We start from the raw sequence: 16,012 nt of genomic DNA on the forward strand, positions 1-16,012 counted from the left end.
CATTATAAGATGTTGTTTAAATTCATTCTTAATTAATATTGACTAAAAAAACAATATCCATTATAATGAAAACCGTTATAACAGTACATAAGTGAGAATGTTTTATACATTTTCTCATTTAATAATTATTTGGAGGGATCATGTATGCCAGAACGTATGGTAGGTAAACAAGCTCCACGCTTTGAAATGGAAGCTGTATTATCAAACAAAGAATTCGGTAAAGTTAGCTTAGAAGAAAATATTAAAAATGACAAATGGACAGTATTATTCTTCTATCCAATGGACTTTACATTTGTATGTCCAACAGAAATCACTGCACTTTCTGACCGTTATGATGAGTTTGAAGATCTTGACGCAGAAGTAATCGGTGTTTCTACAGACACAATCCATACACACTTAGCTTGGATCAACACTGATCGTAAAGATAATGGTTTAGGTGATCTTAAATATCCATTAGCAGCTGATACAAATCACGTTGTTTCTCGTGAGTACGGCGTTTTAATTGAAGAAGAAGGTGTAGCACTTCGCGGTTTATTCATCATCAGCCCAGAAGGCGAATTACAATATTCAGTTGTAAACCACAACAATATTGGCCGTGACGTTGATGAAACTTTACGTGTTCTTCAAGCGTTACAAACTGGCGGACTTTGCCCAGCTAACTGGAAACCAGGTCAAGCTACTTTAAACGCGTAAGCACAACGTTTAAAAGGTCTAACGTCCACGTTAGGCCTTTTTTTCATCGGATAATAAAGAACATATAGTCAATAATAGTGAAAACAAGGGAGGCTTTTATTCATGAAATTACGTCAGCCAATGCCTGAGTTAACGGGCGCTACAGAATGGTTAAACGGAGAGGTTACAAAAGAGCAGCTAATTGGCGAAAAGCCAACGCTTATTCATTTTTGGTCAGTAAGCTGTCATCTATGTAAAGAAGCAATGCCTCAAGTAAATGAATTTCGCGACCAATATAAAGAACAACTAAACGTAGTAGCCGTTCATATGCCGCGCTCTGAAGATGATTTAGACTTAACAAAAATTAAAGAAGTAGCAGCAGAACACGATATTACGCAGCCAATTTTTGTAGACAGTGAACATAAATTAACGGATGCATTTGAAAATCAATATGTACCGGCATATTATGTATTTGACAAAACAGGTCAGCTACGCCACTTCCAAGCTGGTGGAAGCGGTATGAAAATGCTTGAAAAGCGCGTGAATCGTGTATTAGGCGAGAACGAATAAATACAGGCAGTTGTAACAGGTGAAAAGCATTCGATGCTTAGTAGAACTTGCATCGAATGTTTTTCTTTTTTGTGTGTAGGAAGTAACTGATAAAGGAAATATAAAAATGTGGATTTTTTCTTGTGAGTTTACACCATACTAACACTAACAACATGATACGAAACTTACTATTGGAGGTAATTTACATATGAAATTAGGTATGATTGGCTTAGGGAAAATGGGAGCAAACTTAGTATTGAATTTACTAGATCATAACCATTCTGTGGTAGCATTCGATGTGAACAACGAAGCCGTACAGAAAGTATCAGAAAAGGGAGCAGAAGGCGCTTCTTCCATTCAAGAATTAGTAAGCAAATTAGAAAAACCACGCATTGCTTGGGTAATGGTTCCAGCCGGAGAGCTCACAGAAAAAGTAATTTCTGAGCTTCAAGAATTACTTGAAGAAGGAGATATGATTATCGAAGGCGGTAATTCTAAGTATAAAGATTCCGTACGACGTGCCGCAGCTTCTGCTGAAAAAGGAATTCACTACTTCGATGTTGGAACGAGCGGCGGAATGGAAGGTGCCCGAAACGGCGCTTGTATGATGATTGGCGGAGATAAAGAAGCATTTGCTACAATCGAACCTATTTTCCGCGACATCAACGTAGAAAACGGCTATCTTTATTCAGGTGCAGCAGGAAGCGGCCACTTCTTGAAAATGGTTCATAACGGAATTGAGTACGGCATGATGCAAGCAATTGCTGAAGGTTTTGATGTGTTAGAGAAAAGTGAATTTGACTATGACTACGAAGCTGTAGCCCGCGTATGGAACAATGGCTCTGTTATTCGCTCATGGTTAATCGAATTAATGGAACGTGCATTTTCAAAAGATGCAAAACTTGACAGTATTAAAGGAGTTATGCATTCTTCCGGTGAAGGGAAATGGACGGTTGAATCAGCTTTAGATTTACAAGTGCCAACGCCAGTTATTGCTTTATCTTTAATGATGCGCTATCGCTCACTTGAAGATGATACGTTTACAGGTAAAGTAGTTGCCGCTCTTCGCAATGAGTTCGGCGGACATGCAGTGGAAAAACAATAAAAAAAGAAGCTGGGACAAAAGTATTTTAGACGAAGTGAAAAACAAACCATTGATCAATATGTTTGATTAGTGGTTCGTTTTTTTGTTTGGGTGAATAGTTTCGTCTTTAGATGAAATTCATTTAGCTATATCCCAACCTCTTTTTTATGACTATTTACCTTTTTTTGAAAAAATATCTAAAAATTATGGTAATTTATTTCGGGAACCGATATATTTAAAGATATATTTAAATATGTTTGCCACATCTTAGCTAAGGGAAAGGACGGGGTATATGGGAACGTTTAAAAAACTAAAAGATTTTTATTTGCCGTACCGAATGTACTTTTTTTATTCTGCTATTTGCTTGTTATTTGTAACCTCCATCACTGTGATTTACCCGATTGTGCTGCAATATACGATTGATCATATCGTGTTAGGAAAACAATATCAGCTAGTCGATAATGTAGCATTTATTTTTATTGGACTGATGATCATCAAAGGAATCTTTACATATATTCAGCAATATTACGGCGACTTATTTGGAATTAAGTCCGTGTATACTCTTCGCAATAAACTTTACCGCAAACTTCAGTATTTACCGTTTTCTTATTATGACAATGCTAAAACAGGGGACTTGATGTCCAGGTTGACAGCTGATGTAGAAGGATTTCGTTTTTTTCTATCTTTTGGCTTCTCAGAATTAATTCGCTTCGTCATTTTACTTACTGCCAGCTTTTCCGTTATGTTCTATTACTCTATTTCACTCACTCTTGTCACAATCTGCCTGCTGCCTTTTTTGGGGGTAGCTGTTTATCGTTTTGATAAACGCGTTCATCCAGCGTTTCGCTTAATTCGCCAATCGTTTGGAGAACTTAATACAAATGTTCAAGAAAATATAAGCGGCATACAGACGGTCAAATCATTATCAAGAGAAAAATTTCAAACCTCTAAATTTAACGATTCCAACGGAGTTTATAAAAATCGAAACATTGAAACAGCGAATGTGTGGGCAACTTATTTCCCCTTAATGGAGTTTATAGGGAATTTATCTATTGTTGGTCTCCTTGCTTACGGAGGAGCGCTTGTTATGAACGGAAGCGTACGTCCTGGAGAGCTTGTTGCTTTCTTTAGCTTAACCTCTTATTTAATGTGGCCGATTATGAATCTAGGGTTTGTTATCAATATGTTTTCACAGTCTAAAGCTTCAGGTGAAAGGCTGCTAGAAATTTTAGAAGAAGAAGAAAAAGTCCATGAGAATGCCGGAAGTTTTTCTATTAATGGAACAGTCGAGTTTCAGCATGTTAGCTTATCCTATCCAAACGAGGATAAAAAATCGCTTGAGAACATATCGTTTTCTGCTTCTAAAGGGAAAGTAGTAGGTTTAATCGGTGCAACTGGAGCCGGCAAAACAAGCTTAACACAGCTGCTCACGAGGTTTTATGAACCGACTTCAGGACAGATCTTAGTTAACCATCGTCCGATTAAAGAGTATCCGCTCTCTGTTCTTCGGAAAGAAATTAGCTTTGTACTTCAAGAAACGTTTTTGTTCTCAAGCAGCATAGGAACCAACATCTCTTATGGCGTGCCGGGTATTTCTAGAGAAGACATTATTGATGCTGCAAAACGAGCGCAGGCGCATGATTTTATTATGGAGCTTCCAGATGGATATGATACGATGCTGGGAGAGAGAGGACTGGGGTTATCAGGCGGGCAAAAGCAGCGTATTGCAATTGCACGAGCGCTTATCTTAAATCCTAGTATTCTAGTATTAGATGATGCCACCAGTGCCGTTGATATGAAAACAGAAAGAGAAATTCTATTGGCTTTAAAAGAAGTGATGAAAAATCGTACGACGTTTATTATCGCGCACCGCCTTTCTTCTTTGCGACATGCCGATGAAATCTTGGTCTTACATGAAGGTCGTATAAAAGAGAGAGGAAGCCATGAAACGCTCATTCAAAAGCAAGGGATTTATAAAAACATTTACGACATTCAATATGAAAGCAGTACGTCGGTGATGAACGTATAACAAGGGAGGAATAGAATGGCAGGCGAAAAAAATAAAGTTGTGCGAGAGCGCTTTTATTATCAAACAGATCAAATCATTGATAAGACGTTTAACTGGAAGCAAATGGCCCGCTTGTTTCGTTATCTTCATCCATATCGAAAAAACTTGCTTCCTTTCTCGTTTCTTATGGTCATTATCACGACGGTCATTAGACTCGCTATTCCTATTTTGATAGGTGTCTATACGCTTGATCATGCTGTAAAAGATAAGAATAGCACGCTGCTCATGCAGTTAGTTTTCATCATTTTTAGCTTGTATATCCTATCTTATATTGCGAATGTCTTTCGGATTAAATGGATGAATCAACTCGGGCAGCACGTAATATATGATTTAAGAAAACATTTATTTACGCATGTTCAAGGGCTGTCGCACCGGTTTTTTGATACGCGTTCAGGAGGCTCTATTCTTGTAAGGATTATGAATGATATTAACTCTCTTCAAGATTTATTTACCAACGGGGTAGTTAACCTATTTATGGACCTCTTATTGTTAGTGGGAATTGTGGTTATATTATTTTCTCTCAGTCCTGCTTTGACATGTGCTGTTTTAGTCATTTTACCGATTATGTTTTTGATTTCTACAAAGCTGAGAAGAAGAATCCGCCGGTCATGGCAAGTTGTTCGTATGAAGCAGTCAGTATTAAATTCACATTTAAATGAGAGTATTCAAGGCATTCGCGTTACTCAATCATTTGCTCAAGAACAAGAAAATATGCTGTTTTTTGATCGCATAAACAGTGAAAATTACGAGAGCTGGAGGCAAGCTACTCGAAAAAATGCCATGTTTCGACCGTTTGTAGAACTCACAAATGCTGTCGGAACGGCCATTTTAATTTGGTTCGGTGCTGCACTTATTCAAGATGAGCGGCTAACAATTGGTATTTTTGTATCATTTGCTTTTTATCTCGGGATGTTTTGGGAACCGATTTCTCGTTTAGGGCAAGTGTACAATCAATTATTAATGGGAATGGCTTCATCCGAGCGCATTTTTGAATTTCTAGATGAAAAACCTCTCGTCGCAGATTTGGAAACCGCTACGTCTTTAGAGAATATGAAGGGGAAAGTTGAGTTCAAGCACGTCTCATTTTCTTATGATGGGAAGCGTAAAGCTCTAAACAACGTATCAATTGAAATAAAAGAAGGACAGACGGTTGCTTTAGTGGGGCATACTGGATCTGGAAAAACGTCCATTGCTAATTTAATCACACGTTTTTATGATGTGAACAAAGGGCAGATTTTAATTGATAATATGCCTATTCAAGATATTACGTTAGCGAGTTTACGAGCACAAATTAGTATTGTGCTGCAAGAAACCTTTATTTTTTCAGGAACCATCACGGAGAATATTCGGTTTGGAAAACCGGATGCTACCGATGATGAAGTGATTAAGGCCGCAGAAGCGGTAGGGGCTGCAGATTTTATAAAGCGTCTGAAAAAAGGCTATGATACGGAAGTAGAAGAGCGAGGAAACGTTTTATCGGTGGGAGAGCGTCAATTGATTTCATTTGCTCGAACGCTGTTGGCTGATCCTCGTATTATCATTTTAGATGAAGCGACAGCAAGCATCGATACAGAAACAGAAGTGAAGATTCAACAAGCGCTTAAAACGCTGTTAAATAACAGAACGGCCATCATGATTGCTCATCGGCTATCGACTATACGAGAAGCAGATAACATCATTGTGTTAGACCACGGAAGCATTATTGAAACAGGCAATCACGGGGAACTTATGCAGCAAAAAGGCGTATATTATTACCTTGTTCAAACCCATGCTACAGCTTAAAAAACAGAAGGAGCTGATCCTTCTGTTTTTCTATGAGAAATAGTAAAGACATATAAGCGTTGTTAACGGGAAAATGAGGTTGATACAAAAGAATTGTGGTAAAATAACGGTAGTTCAGATTTTTTCCTGTACATAATGGAGGAATTCAAATGAAAAAAGAATTTGCAGTCATCGGATTAGGTAGATTTGGTGGAAGTATTTGTAAAACATTAAGCGATCAAGGAATGGAAGTTCTAGCGATTGACATTGATGAAGAAAAGGTAAATGAGTATGCTAACGTTGCTTCGCATGCAGTAGTAGGCGATTCAATGGATGAAGGGGTTCTAAAAAGTTTAGGAATTCGTAATTTTGATCACGTTATCGTAGCTATTGGCGACAATATTCAGGCAAGTATTTTGACGACCCTTATACTAAAAGAGCTGGGCGTTGAAAAAATAACGGTAAAAGCGCAAAATGATTATCATGCCAAAGTATTATCAAAAATTGGCGCCAATTTTATCGTGCATCCCGAACGAGATATGGGACGAAGAATTGCCAATAACATGATTTCAAACAGCGTGCTGGATTATTTGGAGCTATCTGAAGAACACAGCATTGTCGAATTAGTAGCAAGCAAAAGAATGGCTGGCAATACGCTGATTGAGTTAGACATTCGTGCGAAATATGGTATTAACATTGTAGCCATTAAGCGTGATCGAGATATCATCGTTTCTCCTCAGGCGTCCGAAACGATACAAGAAGGAGACGTGTTAATTGTTATTGGAGCAGACGCAGATATCAACCGCTTCGAAAATAAATTTGCCAGTTCCTAATAAAAAAGAGCAGATGCAATCGCATCTGCTCTTTTTCTTTTATTAAACCTCCATAATGATTGGTAAAATCATTGGACGGCGCTTTGTTTTTTCGTAAAGGAATGGAGCCAATGTGTCTGTGATTTCATTTTTAATCTCAGACCATTGTGACGTACGACGTTCCATCACTTTGTTCAAGTGTTTTGTAATGAGGGACTGTGCATCATTAATTAAGTCGCCAGATTCGCGCATATAAACAAAACCGCGAGAGATAATGTCTGGACCAGCAGCGATCTTGAAGTCTTTCATATTGATGCTTACAACGACAATAACAAGTCCTTCTTCAGATAAAATACGGCGGTCACGAAGTACGATATTTCCAATGTCACCAATTCCGCTTCCGTCAATATATACAGAGCCTGAAGGGATTTTTCCAGCTACTGAAGCTTCACTGTCGCTTAAAGCTAGCACCTCTCCATTATCCATAATGAAGCAGTTTTCTTCAGGAACTCCACAGTCTGTTGCAAGTTTGATGTGCATCTTCTGCATGCGATACTCACCGTGAATTGGCATAAAGTATTTTGGTTTCATCAAACGAAGCATTAATTTTTGCTCTTCCTGTCCGCCGTGTCCAGAAGTATGGATATCGTTTAGAGCACCGTGAATAACCTCTGCTCCTGCACGGAATAGCATATCAATTGTTTTGCTAACACTTACTGTATTTCCTGGAATAGGTGAAGATGAGAACACAACCGTATCTCCAGGGATAATTTGAATTTGGCGGTGAGTACCGTTTGCAATTCTAGATAGCGCTGCCATCGGTTCACCTTGGCTGCCTGTACATAAAATAGTCACGCGGTTAGCTGGAATTCGGTTAATTTGAGAAGGCTCAATGAACGTATCTTTTGGACATGAAATATATCCAAGCTGTTGGCCAATCTCAATAGCTGCTTCCATACTGCGTCCGAATACAGCAACTTTGCGGTTATGCAATACGGCTGCTTCCACTACTTGCTGTAAGCGGTGAATATTTGAAGCAAACGTTGCAAAAATAATACGGCCGTCTACTTTACGGAAAATGTCATGAATGCTGTCACCTACGCGGCGCTCAGACATCGTAAAGTTAGGAATTTCACTGTTTGTACTGTCTGAAAGCAAGCATAGAACGCCTTCTTTACCGATTTCAGCCATTTTTGTTAAGTTAGCCGGTTCGCCCACTGGTGTAAAATCAAACTTGAAATCTCCTGTATGTACGATTTGTCCGTTTGGTGTTTTTACCACAATTCCGTAAGAATCAGGAATACTGTGAGTTGTACGGAAGAACGTTACCGATGTTTTACGGAATTTAATTACGTCATCTTCAGTAATTTCATGAAGCTGAGCTGTACGAAGCAACCCGTGCTCGTCTAATTTGTTGCGAAGAAGTCCAAGGGCTAATTTTCCTGCATAAATAGGAATGTTTAATTCTCTTAATAAGTAAGGAATTCCGCCGATGTGATCTTCATGACCATGTGTAACGAAAAGGCCGCGGATTTTATCTGCATTTTTTACCAAATAACTGTAGTCAGGAATAACATAGTCAATTCCTAAAAGCTCATCTTCAGGGAATTTAATTCCTGCATCAATAAGAATAATTTCATCTTGAAACTGTACGGCATACGTATTTTTACCAATTTCGCCTAGTCCACCCAGGGCGAAAACTGCCGTTTGATTATTTTTTACAAATTTCATTTTCATCATATCTCCAATACTTTAAAATCTTCATGCTGTTGTTCATATTCTAGATAGTCTCCAGTCACTGCTTGAACAAACTCAATATTAATTGAACGCGCTTTTAACTTTTGACGAACGTCACGCTCAGAATCTGCGTTCACATACACTGTTTTTGTATTTTCACGTACAGCTACTTCACTCATTTTTTCTTGAAAATAAACTTTAAAAATCATAACAAAAATCTCTCCTTAATTCCGAAATTCAAATAACTTATTTTATTATATTATAAAATGTGTATGTATTTCATGTATTTTCTAAAGAAACTTGCTTTCACTACATTTTAGTCATCTAAATATAACAAGTCAATTAATTATAGAATAATATTAATAGGAAACGGATACAAGACTATATTTTCCGGGCGTATAAAAAATAAGGGCTATTCCATTGTACGATGCAGACACACACTCTGCAAATTTTACAACAGAAAGCCCTAAAAAAATCGATTATGCCATCGTTTTTTTACGCAATAATTCATTCCAGCGTTTTAGCAGCCTTTTTCGAAAATCTTTTAACATGATTTTTCAGCTCCTTTGTTTTTTTGCGATACCTGCCTGTCTCTCTCTGTACTTTTATTATATGATGAAAAGGGAGAGGTTTCTCGTGGTTAAATATGGAAAAATTGTAAATAGGAACGTCCATTTATAGAGAAATCAGTGCTTGTTTGGTATAATTGGAAAGGCTTAACAAAGAGATAAAAAATTATAAAAAATAAGGTGATAAACGTGGAACGAAAGATTATTTTTTTTGATATTGATGGAACGTTATTGGATCATGATAAAAAACTGCCTGCTTCTACAAAAAAAGCTGTCCAGCTGTTAAAAGAGCAGGGGCATGAAGTGGCAATTGCAACTGGAAGGGCTCCTTTTATGTTTAAAGATCTGCGTGAAGAGTTGGATATTCAAACATATATTAGCTTTAATGGTCAGTACATTGTCTTAAATGGAGAAGTTCTTTACAAAAAGCCGTTAAATAAAGAAGAGCTTCAGGATTTAACGGCTTTTGCTGTTGAGCATGATCATCCTGTCGTATACATGGATCATGAAGATATGAAATCAAACATTGAATTTCATGATTATATCGAATCCAGCATCAGCACGCTGAAAATTGGATTTACCCACCCTCACCACGATCCTGCTTATTTCAAAGGGCGTGAAATTTATCAATCCCTCTTATTCTGTACAGCGGGAGAAGAAGCTCCTTATGAAGAAAAATTTAAGAAATTTGACTTTATTCGCTGGCATGAATTTTCAACTGATGTTCTCCCAAAAGGTGGATCAAAAGCGCGAGGAATTGAGACCATGATTGAAAAGCTTGGCTTTGATAAAAAAGATGTATATGCATTCGGAGACGGCTTAAACGATATCGAAATGCTTGAGTTTGTCGGAAATGGCGTAGCGATGGGAAATGCGGAAGAAGTCGTGAAAGAAGTGGCTGATCTTGTTACAAAAGATGTAGCAGAAGGTGGTATTCTCCACGGATTAGAGCTAGTAGGATTGTTAAAATAAGAAAAAACGCGAGCTCTAGCTCGCGTTTTTTAGCGTTCATATGGAAAAGCATTTTCAGGTTCTTGAAATGGGTTTTCTTTATTGATGTAATCATAAAACATAATTCCGTCTAAATGATCAATCTCGTGCTGAAATACGACAGCAGGAAGGCCTTTCAAACGAATTTTCACTTCTTCGCCTTCAAGCGTTGTGCCTTTTACTGTGATGCGTGCATATCGAGGAACAAATCCTGGGATATCTTGATCGACAGACAAGCAGCCTTCACCGCCTGTAAGATATGTCTTTTCAACTGAGTGGCTAATGATCTTAGGGTTAAATAATGCATAGCTGTATAGCTTGCCTTTTTCATCCGTAACGTGTACCCCAATCATTCGTTTTGATACATTAATTTGAGGAGCGGCAAGTCCGATACCAGATCGCAGTCCATATTTAGCAGCAATTTCAGGGTCTTGGCTGTTTTTTACATATTCTAATAAGCTATGTAAAATCTTTTTGTCTTCTTCAGAAGCAGGTAACGGTACTTCTTTTGCTACTTCTCGCAGCGTTGGGTGTCCGTCTTGGATAATATCGTTCATTGTAATCAACTTTCACATCTCCCTAGGCTATTTTATAGGTATAAAGTGTACCAAATCCGTATAAAAAAGTCATTACCTCGACCTTGACCACATAAATGTTTCTACTAATTATATGTATCAAACATTTGGAAAAACATGCATAAGAAAACATAAAAGCGGCAGTTAGCCGCTTTTATTGTATAATTACCAGCCGCCACAGCTGCAGCCGATAATAACTAATAAAATGAACAGTACGATTAATAACACGAAACCTTTATTAGAACCGCCGCAGCCATATCCACCATAACCCAACATAATGTAACCTCCCGTAGTTATCAATCCCAAGGTAAAAAGTAATAAACTCCCTTTTTTTTCACGATTGGGTTAGTATAATATATTAAAAGGTGGAAAAAGGGTGTAGATAAATTGCCAATTTCCTACAAAAATTGTATAATGACCCATGAATAAGGGAGGATTTACCAAATATGAAATGCGTCGGAAGATATATAGTTATTGGCATTGCTGCTATGTCACTAGCAGGCTGTGCAGAGGGCTCATCGCCTGAACTTGAGGTATATAATGGATTAGAAAAAGTGGTAGCACAAGAAAAGCAATTTGCTGATCAGCAAAAACCGTTAGCTGATTTAGAACAGCAAGAAAATGCGATATACGACCAAATTATTGAGCTAGGGATTAAAGATAAAAAGAAAATAAAAAATAAAGCACAAAAAGCGCAGCAGTTATTAGATGAGCGTGAAAATAAATTACAAAAAGAAGAAAAAAGCATCAGCGCTTCGCAAAAACAGTTTGAAGCGACAGAGCCAAAGATCCAAAAGCTAGAGGACGGCAAAGCAAAAGAAGAGGCGCTTGAACTATCTTCGTTAATGAAGAAGCGTTATAAGGCCTACCAGTCCTTACATGATGCCTATCTTCATTCCATTGAATTAGATCGTCAGCTATATACGCTCTTTGAAAAAGACAATGTGAAATTAGAGAATCTTGAAACACAAATCGCTTCGATCAATGCTACTTATAAAGAAGTTGAAAAGAAAAAAGAAACGTTTAACACACTAACAGCTGACTATAACAAAGCCAAAGAAGATTTTTATAACAAAACGAAGTTAAAGGTGAAAAATAGCGAGGATAAATAAGAAGGCCTGTGAAGTTTACAGGTCTTTTTTTTTGGCTGAAAAGGAAGGTTTTCTGAAATAAAGAAAGAGTTTCGACACGATTCAAGTAAAAATTACAAAAGGTTATTGTTTTAAAAAATCGTTTATTTGTGGCAAGATAGGAGATGTGCAGACGTAAAAAAAGAGAAGGTTATTATAAAACATATAATACAGTTTGTATCTGTGTAATAGTACAGCATGTCTTTTTTATGTGTTTTATTTCACAAACTAAAAAAGCGTAATTTCTTGATGTAAATGCATTGACGAACTGTTTTAGTGTATTGTAAACTAGGTAGCGTAGTAAGTGTTGTATTAATCATTTTTGCAAAATAATTAATACAGTTTAACGAAACGCTCGTTTCGCTTAAACTTTCCTTTTACGTAAATGTTTGCACAGAATTCGCTGGGGAATACATAGAAATGTTAAGGATTAGCGAATTCAAAAAGCTACTCGACAAAATATGACTTTTACTTGTCCATTTGGGACATTCTAAAAGCGTGTATGTTTGTTTGATTAGTAAAATGAATTTATACGGCTTAAATGAAAGGAAGAGGTGACTTAGATGGCTGCTAAAACTAAAAAGGCTATTATTGATGTATCAAAGCAACTTGATAAAATCGCTGAGCAGTACCAAACGTTCCAAATTCTTAATGAAGAGGGCGAAGTAGTAAATAAATCAGCGTTGCCAGATTTATCTGACGAAAAATTAAAAGAGTTAATGACTCGCATGGTATACACTCGTATTCTTGATCAACGTTCAATTTCATTGAACCGTCAAGGTCGTTTAGGTTTCTATGCACCAACTGCTGGGCAAGAAGCTTCTCAAATCGCTTCACATTTCGCATTAGAAAAAGAAGACTTCATTTTACCTGGGTACCGTGATGTGCCTCAGTTAATTTGGCATGGTCTTCCACTATATCAAGCGTTCTTATTCTCTCGTGGTCATTTCCACGGTAACCAAGCGCCAGAAGGTGTAGATGTACTTTCTCCACAAATCATCATCGGTGCACAAATCGTGCAAACTGCTGGTGTGGCACTAGGTCTTAAAAAGCGCGGTAAAAAAGCAGTAGCGATCACTTATACAGGTGACGGTGGAGCTTCACAAGGTGACTTCTACGAAGGTATGAACTTCGCAGGTGCATTCAAAGCTCCAGCAATCTTTGTTGTACAAAACAACCGCTTTGCAATTTCAACACCAGTTGAAAAGCAATCTGCAGCACGTACAATCGCTCAAAAAGCAGCGGCTGTTGGTATCCCAGGCGTTCAAGTAGACGGTATGGATGCACTAGCAGTATACGTTGCAGTAAGCGAAGCTCGTGAGCGTGCAGTAAACGGTGAAGGTCCAACTTTAATTGAAACATTAACTTACCGTTATGGTCCACATACAATGGCTGGTGACGATCCAACTCGTTATCGTACAGCTGAGCTTGACACTGAGTGGGAAAAGAAAGATCCACTTGTTCGCTTCCGTAAATTCTTAGAAGCTAAAGGCATCTGGAATGAAGAAGAAGAAAACAAAGTAATCGAGCAAGCTAAAGAAGATATCAAACAAGCTATTAAGAAGGCTGACGATTATCCAAAACAAAAAGTTACAGATTTAATGGAAATCATGTACGAAACTATGCCTTCAAACTTACAAGAGCAATATGAAATCTACAAAGAGAAGGAGTCGAAGTAAGCCATGGCGCAAATGACAATGATTCAAGCGATTACTGATGCGTTACGCACAGAAATGAAAAACGACGAAAACGTATTAGTTTTTGGTGAAGACGTTGGCGTAAACGGTGGAGTATTCCGTGCGACTGAAGGTCTTCAACAAGAATTCGGCGAAGATCGCGTATTCGATACGCCATTAGCTGAATCTGGTATCGGTGGTCTTGCTGTGGGTCTATCGACTCAAGGTTTCCGTCCGGTTCCTGAAATTCAATTCTTTGGTTTCGTATACGAAGTACTTGATTCTGTATCAGGTCAAGCTGCACGTATGCGCTACCGTTCTGGCGGTCGCTGGAATGCACCAATCACATTCCGTTCACCATTTGGTGGAGGCGTTCATACACCAGAACTTCACGCTGATAGCTTAGAAGGTATCGTAGCATCTCAACCTGGTCTAAAAGTTGTAATTCCTTCAACTCCATACGATGCAAAAGGTCTTTTAATTTCATCAATCCGTGATAACGATCCGGTTGTATACTTAGAGCACATGAAGCTTTACCGTTCATTCCGTCAAGAAGTACCTGAAGAATCATACACTATTGACTTAGGTACAGCTGATGTGAAACGTGAAGGTACAGACGTAACGCTTATCGCTTACGGTGCAATGGTACACTCATCGTTAAAAGCAGCTGAAGAACTAGAAAAAGAAGGTATCTCTGCTGAAGTAGTGGACTTACGTACAGTTCAACCTTTAGATATCGATACAATTCTTGCATCAGTTGAAAAAACTGGTCGCGTAGTAGTAGTTCAAGAAGCTCAAAAACAAGCTGGTATCGCAGCTAACGTTGTAGCTGAAATTAACGATCGTGCAATCTTAAGCTTAGAAGCACCGGTATTACGTGTAACAGCACCGGATACTGTGTTCCCATTCTCTCAAGCTGAGGGCGTATGGTTACCAGACCACAAAGACATCGTTGAAACAGCTAAGAAAGTACTTGAATTTTAATTAGCATTTTACTGTGATAGAAATCAGCTTTGTGCTGATTTCTGTCTTAGATAAAATAAACACTAACAAATTGAACGCAACTAACTAGGAGGGTGAAGACACGTGGCATTTGAATTTAAACTGCCGGATATCGGTGAAGGTATCCACGAAGGTGAAATTGTAAAATGGTTCGTAAAAGCTGGAGATGAAATTGATGAGGATGATGTACTAGCAGAAGTACAAAATGACAAAGCTGTTGTTGAAATCCCATCTCCTGTAAAAGGTAAAGTATTAGAAGTAAAAGTTGACGAAGGTACAGTAGCTACTGTAGGACAAGTTATCGTTACTTTTGATGCTCCTGGATACGAAGACTTAAAATTCAAAGGTGACGATCATGATGATGCACCAGCAGAAGAAGCTAAAGAAGAAGCTTCAACTGAAGAAGTGACTGAAGAAGCAACAGCTCCTGCAGCACAAGCTGATGTTGATCCTAACCGTAAAGTAATTGCTATGCCTTCAGTGCGCAAATATGCTCGTGAAAAAGGTATAGACATTAAAGCTGTTCCTGGTTCAGGTAAAAACGGACGTATTGTTAAAGATGACATCGATAGCTTCTTATCTGGTGGCTCTACAGCTACAGCAACTGCTGAAGCTCCAGCTAAAGAGGAAACTGCTTCAGCTGAACCAAAATCAGCTGCAGCACAAGCTATTCCTGAAGGCGATCTACCAGAAACTCGCGAGAAAATGAGTGGTATCCGTCGTGCAATCGCAAAAGCTATGGTTAACTCTAAACACACTGCTCCACACGTAACATTAATGGATGAAATCGATGTAACAGCTCTTGTTGCTCATCGTAAAAAATTCAAAACAGTTGCAGCAGATCAAGGTATTAAATTAACATTCTTACCTTACGTGGTAAAAGCGTTAACTTCAGCACTTAAGAAGTTCCCAGCTCTTAACACTTCAATTGATGATTCTACAGATGAAGTAATTCAAAAACATTACTACAACATCGGTATCGCTGCTGACACTGAAAAAGGTCTTTTAGTACCAGTTGTGAAAAATGCTGATCGTAAATCTGTATTCGAAATTTCGGATCAAATTAACGACCTTGCTGGAAAAGCACGTGATGGTAAATTAGCTCCTGCTGAAATGAAAGGCGCTTCTTGTACAATTACAAACATCGGTTCTGCTGGTGGACAATGGTTTACTCCAGTTATCAACCACCCAGAAGTTGCAATTCTAGGTATCGGACGTATCGCTGAAAAACCAGTTGTACGCGACGGTGAAATTGTAATTGCTCCAGTATTAGCATTATCACTAAGCTTTGACCACCGTATTATCGATGGCGCAACAGCTCAAAACGCTCTTAACCAAATCAAGCGTTTATTAAATGATCCAGAATTATTATTAATGGAGGCGTAAT

At 38.2% G+C, this 16,012-nt stretch carries 15 protein-coding genes; 11 read left to right on the forward strand and 4 right to left on the reverse strand.

All coding sequences use genetic code 11. The features are described 5' to 3' along the window. Positions 1–144: 144 nt before the first annotated feature. The 6 genes from NST66_RS05290 (at position 145) to NST66_RS05315 (ending at position 6,967) form a co-directional block, all read left to right on the forward strand. A complete protein-coding gene (locus tag NST66_RS05290) occupies positions 145–693 on the forward strand; it encodes a peroxiredoxin (RefSeq protein ID WP_014461006.1) in 549 nt (182 codons plus the stop codon). Positions 694–795: 102 nt separating this feature from the next. Next, complete coding sequence (locus NST66_RS05295) at positions 796–1,242, forward strand: TlpA family protein disulfide reductase (protein WP_028414116.1); 447 nt, start codon at positions 796–798, stop codon at positions 1,240–1,242. 187 nt (positions 1,243–1,429) lie between these two features. Then, on the forward strand, positions 1,430–2,326 hold the full coding sequence (gnd, locus tag NST66_RS05300) for a phosphogluconate dehydrogenase (NAD(+)-dependent, decarboxylating) (protein WP_025749395.1): 897 nt from the start codon (positions 1,430–1,432) through the stop codon (positions 2,324–2,326). Positions 2,327–2,597: 271 nt separating this feature from the next. Continuing rightward, complete coding sequence (locus tag NST66_RS05305; protein ID WP_340843184.1) at positions 2,598–4,334, forward strand: ABC transporter ATP-binding protein; 1,737 nt, start codon at positions 2,598–2,600, stop codon at positions 4,332–4,334. A gap of 15 nt (positions 4,335–4,349) precedes the next feature. Then, entirely contained in the window at positions 4,350–6,155 is a 1,806-nt protein-coding gene (locus NST66_RS05310) for an ABC transporter ATP-binding protein (RefSeq protein ID WP_028414114.1), read from the forward strand. 149 nt (positions 6,156–6,304) lie between these two features. Then, entirely contained in the window at positions 6,305–6,967 is a 663-nt protein-coding gene (locus NST66_RS05315) for a potassium channel family protein (protein ID WP_028414113.1), read from the forward strand. Between the two features lie 42 nt (positions 6,968–7,009). Here NST66_RS05315 and rnjA read toward each other — a convergent pair whose 3' ends face one another. Together rnjA and NST66_RS05325 are read right to left on the reverse strand one after the other, a co-directional pair. Beyond that, positions 7,010–8,677 (reverse strand): ribonuclease J1, encoded by a 1,668-nt coding sequence (gene rnjA, locus NST66_RS05320; protein WP_013056048.1) that lies wholly within the window; start codon positions 8,675–8,677, stop codon positions 7,010–7,012. A 5-nt stretch (positions 8,678–8,682) separates the two neighbouring features. Continuing rightward, positions 8,683–8,892, reverse strand: a complete 210-nt coding sequence (locus tag NST66_RS05325) for a DNA-dependent RNA polymerase subunit epsilon (RefSeq protein ID WP_013082289.1) — start codon at positions 8,890–8,892, stop codon at positions 8,683–8,685. Positions 8,893–9,441: 549 nt separating this feature from the next. Here NST66_RS05325 and NST66_RS05330 point away from each other — a divergent pair. Next, positions 9,442–10,224 carry a Cof-type HAD-IIB family hydrolase gene (locus NST66_RS05330; protein ID WP_028414112.1) on the forward strand — a complete coding sequence of 261 codons (783 nt, stop codon included), beginning with the start codon at positions 9,442–9,444 and terminating at the stop codon, positions 10,222–10,224. A 29-nt stretch (positions 10,225–10,253) separates the two neighbouring features. On the opposite strand, the gene def is transcribed toward NST66_RS05330, so the two are convergent. Further along, positions 10,254–10,808, reverse strand: coding sequence for a peptide deformylase (gene def, locus NST66_RS05335; RefSeq protein WP_013056051.1), 555 nt, complete (start codon positions 10,806–10,808; stop codon positions 10,254–10,256). 174 nt (positions 10,809–10,982) lie between these two features. Further along, on the reverse strand, positions 10,983–11,093 hold the full coding sequence (locus NST66_RS05340; RefSeq protein WP_016763434.1) for a YjcZ family sporulation protein: 111 nt from the start codon (positions 11,091–11,093) through the stop codon (positions 10,983–10,985). Between the two features lie 170 nt (positions 11,094–11,263). Between NST66_RS05340 and NST66_RS05345 the strand changes: the two genes are divergently transcribed. The 4 genes from NST66_RS05345 (at position 11,264) to NST66_RS05360 (ending at position 16,011) form a co-directional block, all read left to right on the forward strand. Beyond that, positions 11,264–11,929, forward strand: coding sequence for a YkyA family protein (locus tag NST66_RS05345; protein ID WP_028407940.1), 666 nt, complete (start codon positions 11,264–11,266; stop codon positions 11,927–11,929). Positions 11,930–12,510: 581 nt separating this feature from the next. Further along, on the forward strand, positions 12,511–13,626 hold the full coding sequence (pdhA, locus tag NST66_RS05350) for a pyruvate dehydrogenase (acetyl-transferring) E1 component subunit alpha (protein ID WP_013056054.1): 1,116 nt from the start codon (positions 12,511–12,513) through the stop codon (positions 13,624–13,626). 3 nt (positions 13,627–13,629) lie between these two features. Further along, positions 13,630–14,607, forward strand: a complete 978-nt coding sequence (locus NST66_RS05355) for an alpha-ketoacid dehydrogenase subunit beta (protein ID WP_013056055.1) — start codon at positions 13,630–13,632, stop codon at positions 14,605–14,607. A 102-nt stretch (positions 14,608–14,709) separates the two neighbouring features. Continuing rightward, complete coding sequence (locus tag NST66_RS05360) at positions 14,710–16,011, forward strand: dihydrolipoamide acetyltransferase family protein (protein WP_340843185.1); 1,302 nt, start codon at positions 14,710–14,712, stop codon at positions 16,009–16,011. Position 16,012: the final 1 nt, after the last annotated feature.

The sequence above is a fragment of the Priestia sp. FSL W8-0524 genome (assembly GCF_038005965.1).
Taxonomy (GTDB): Bacteria; Bacillota; Bacilli; order Bacillales; family Bacillaceae_H; genus Priestia; species Priestia zanthoxyli.

Coding starts and splice junctions, on each gene's coding strand:
- rnjA (WP_013056048.1), bottom strand. CDS start 8,677: ATGAAATTTGTAAAAAATAATCAAACGGCAGTTTTCGCCCTGGGTGGA.
- NST66_RS05305 (WP_340843184.1), top strand. CDS start 2,598: ATGGGAACGTTTAAAAAACTAAAAGATTTTTATTTGCCGTACCGAATG.
- NST66_RS05310 (WP_028414114.1), top strand. CDS start 4,350: ATGGCAGGCGAAAAAAATAAAGTTGTGCGAGAGCGCTTTTATTATCAA.
- NST66_RS05325 (WP_013082289.1), bottom strand. CDS start 8,892: ATGATTTTTAAAGTTTATTTTCAAGAAAAAATGAGTGAAGTAGCTGTA.
- NST66_RS05340 (WP_016763434.1), bottom strand. CDS start 11,093: ATGTTGGGTTATGGTGGATATGGCTGCGGCGGTTCTAATAAAGGTTTC.
- NST66_RS05295 (WP_028414116.1), top strand. CDS start 796: ATGAAATTACGTCAGCCAATGCCTGAGTTAACGGGCGCTACAGAATGG.
- NST66_RS05355 (WP_013056055.1), top strand. CDS start 13,630: ATGGCGCAAATGACAATGATTCAAGCGATTACTGATGCGTTACGCACA.
- NST66_RS05345 (WP_028407940.1), top strand. CDS start 11,264: ATGAAATGCGTCGGAAGATATATAGTTATTGGCATTGCTGCTATGTCA.
- NST66_RS05290 (WP_014461006.1), top strand. CDS start 145: ATGCCAGAACGTATGGTAGGTAAACAAGCTCCACGCTTTGAAATGGAA.
- pdhA (WP_013056054.1), top strand. CDS start 12,511: ATGGCTGCTAAAACTAAAAAGGCTATTATTGATGTATCAAAGCAACTT.
- NST66_RS05315 (WP_028414113.1), top strand. CDS start 6,305: ATGAAAAAAGAATTTGCAGTCATCGGATTAGGTAGATTTGGTGGAAGT.
- gnd (WP_025749395.1), top strand. CDS start 1,430: ATGAAATTAGGTATGATTGGCTTAGGGAAAATGGGAGCAAACTTAGTA.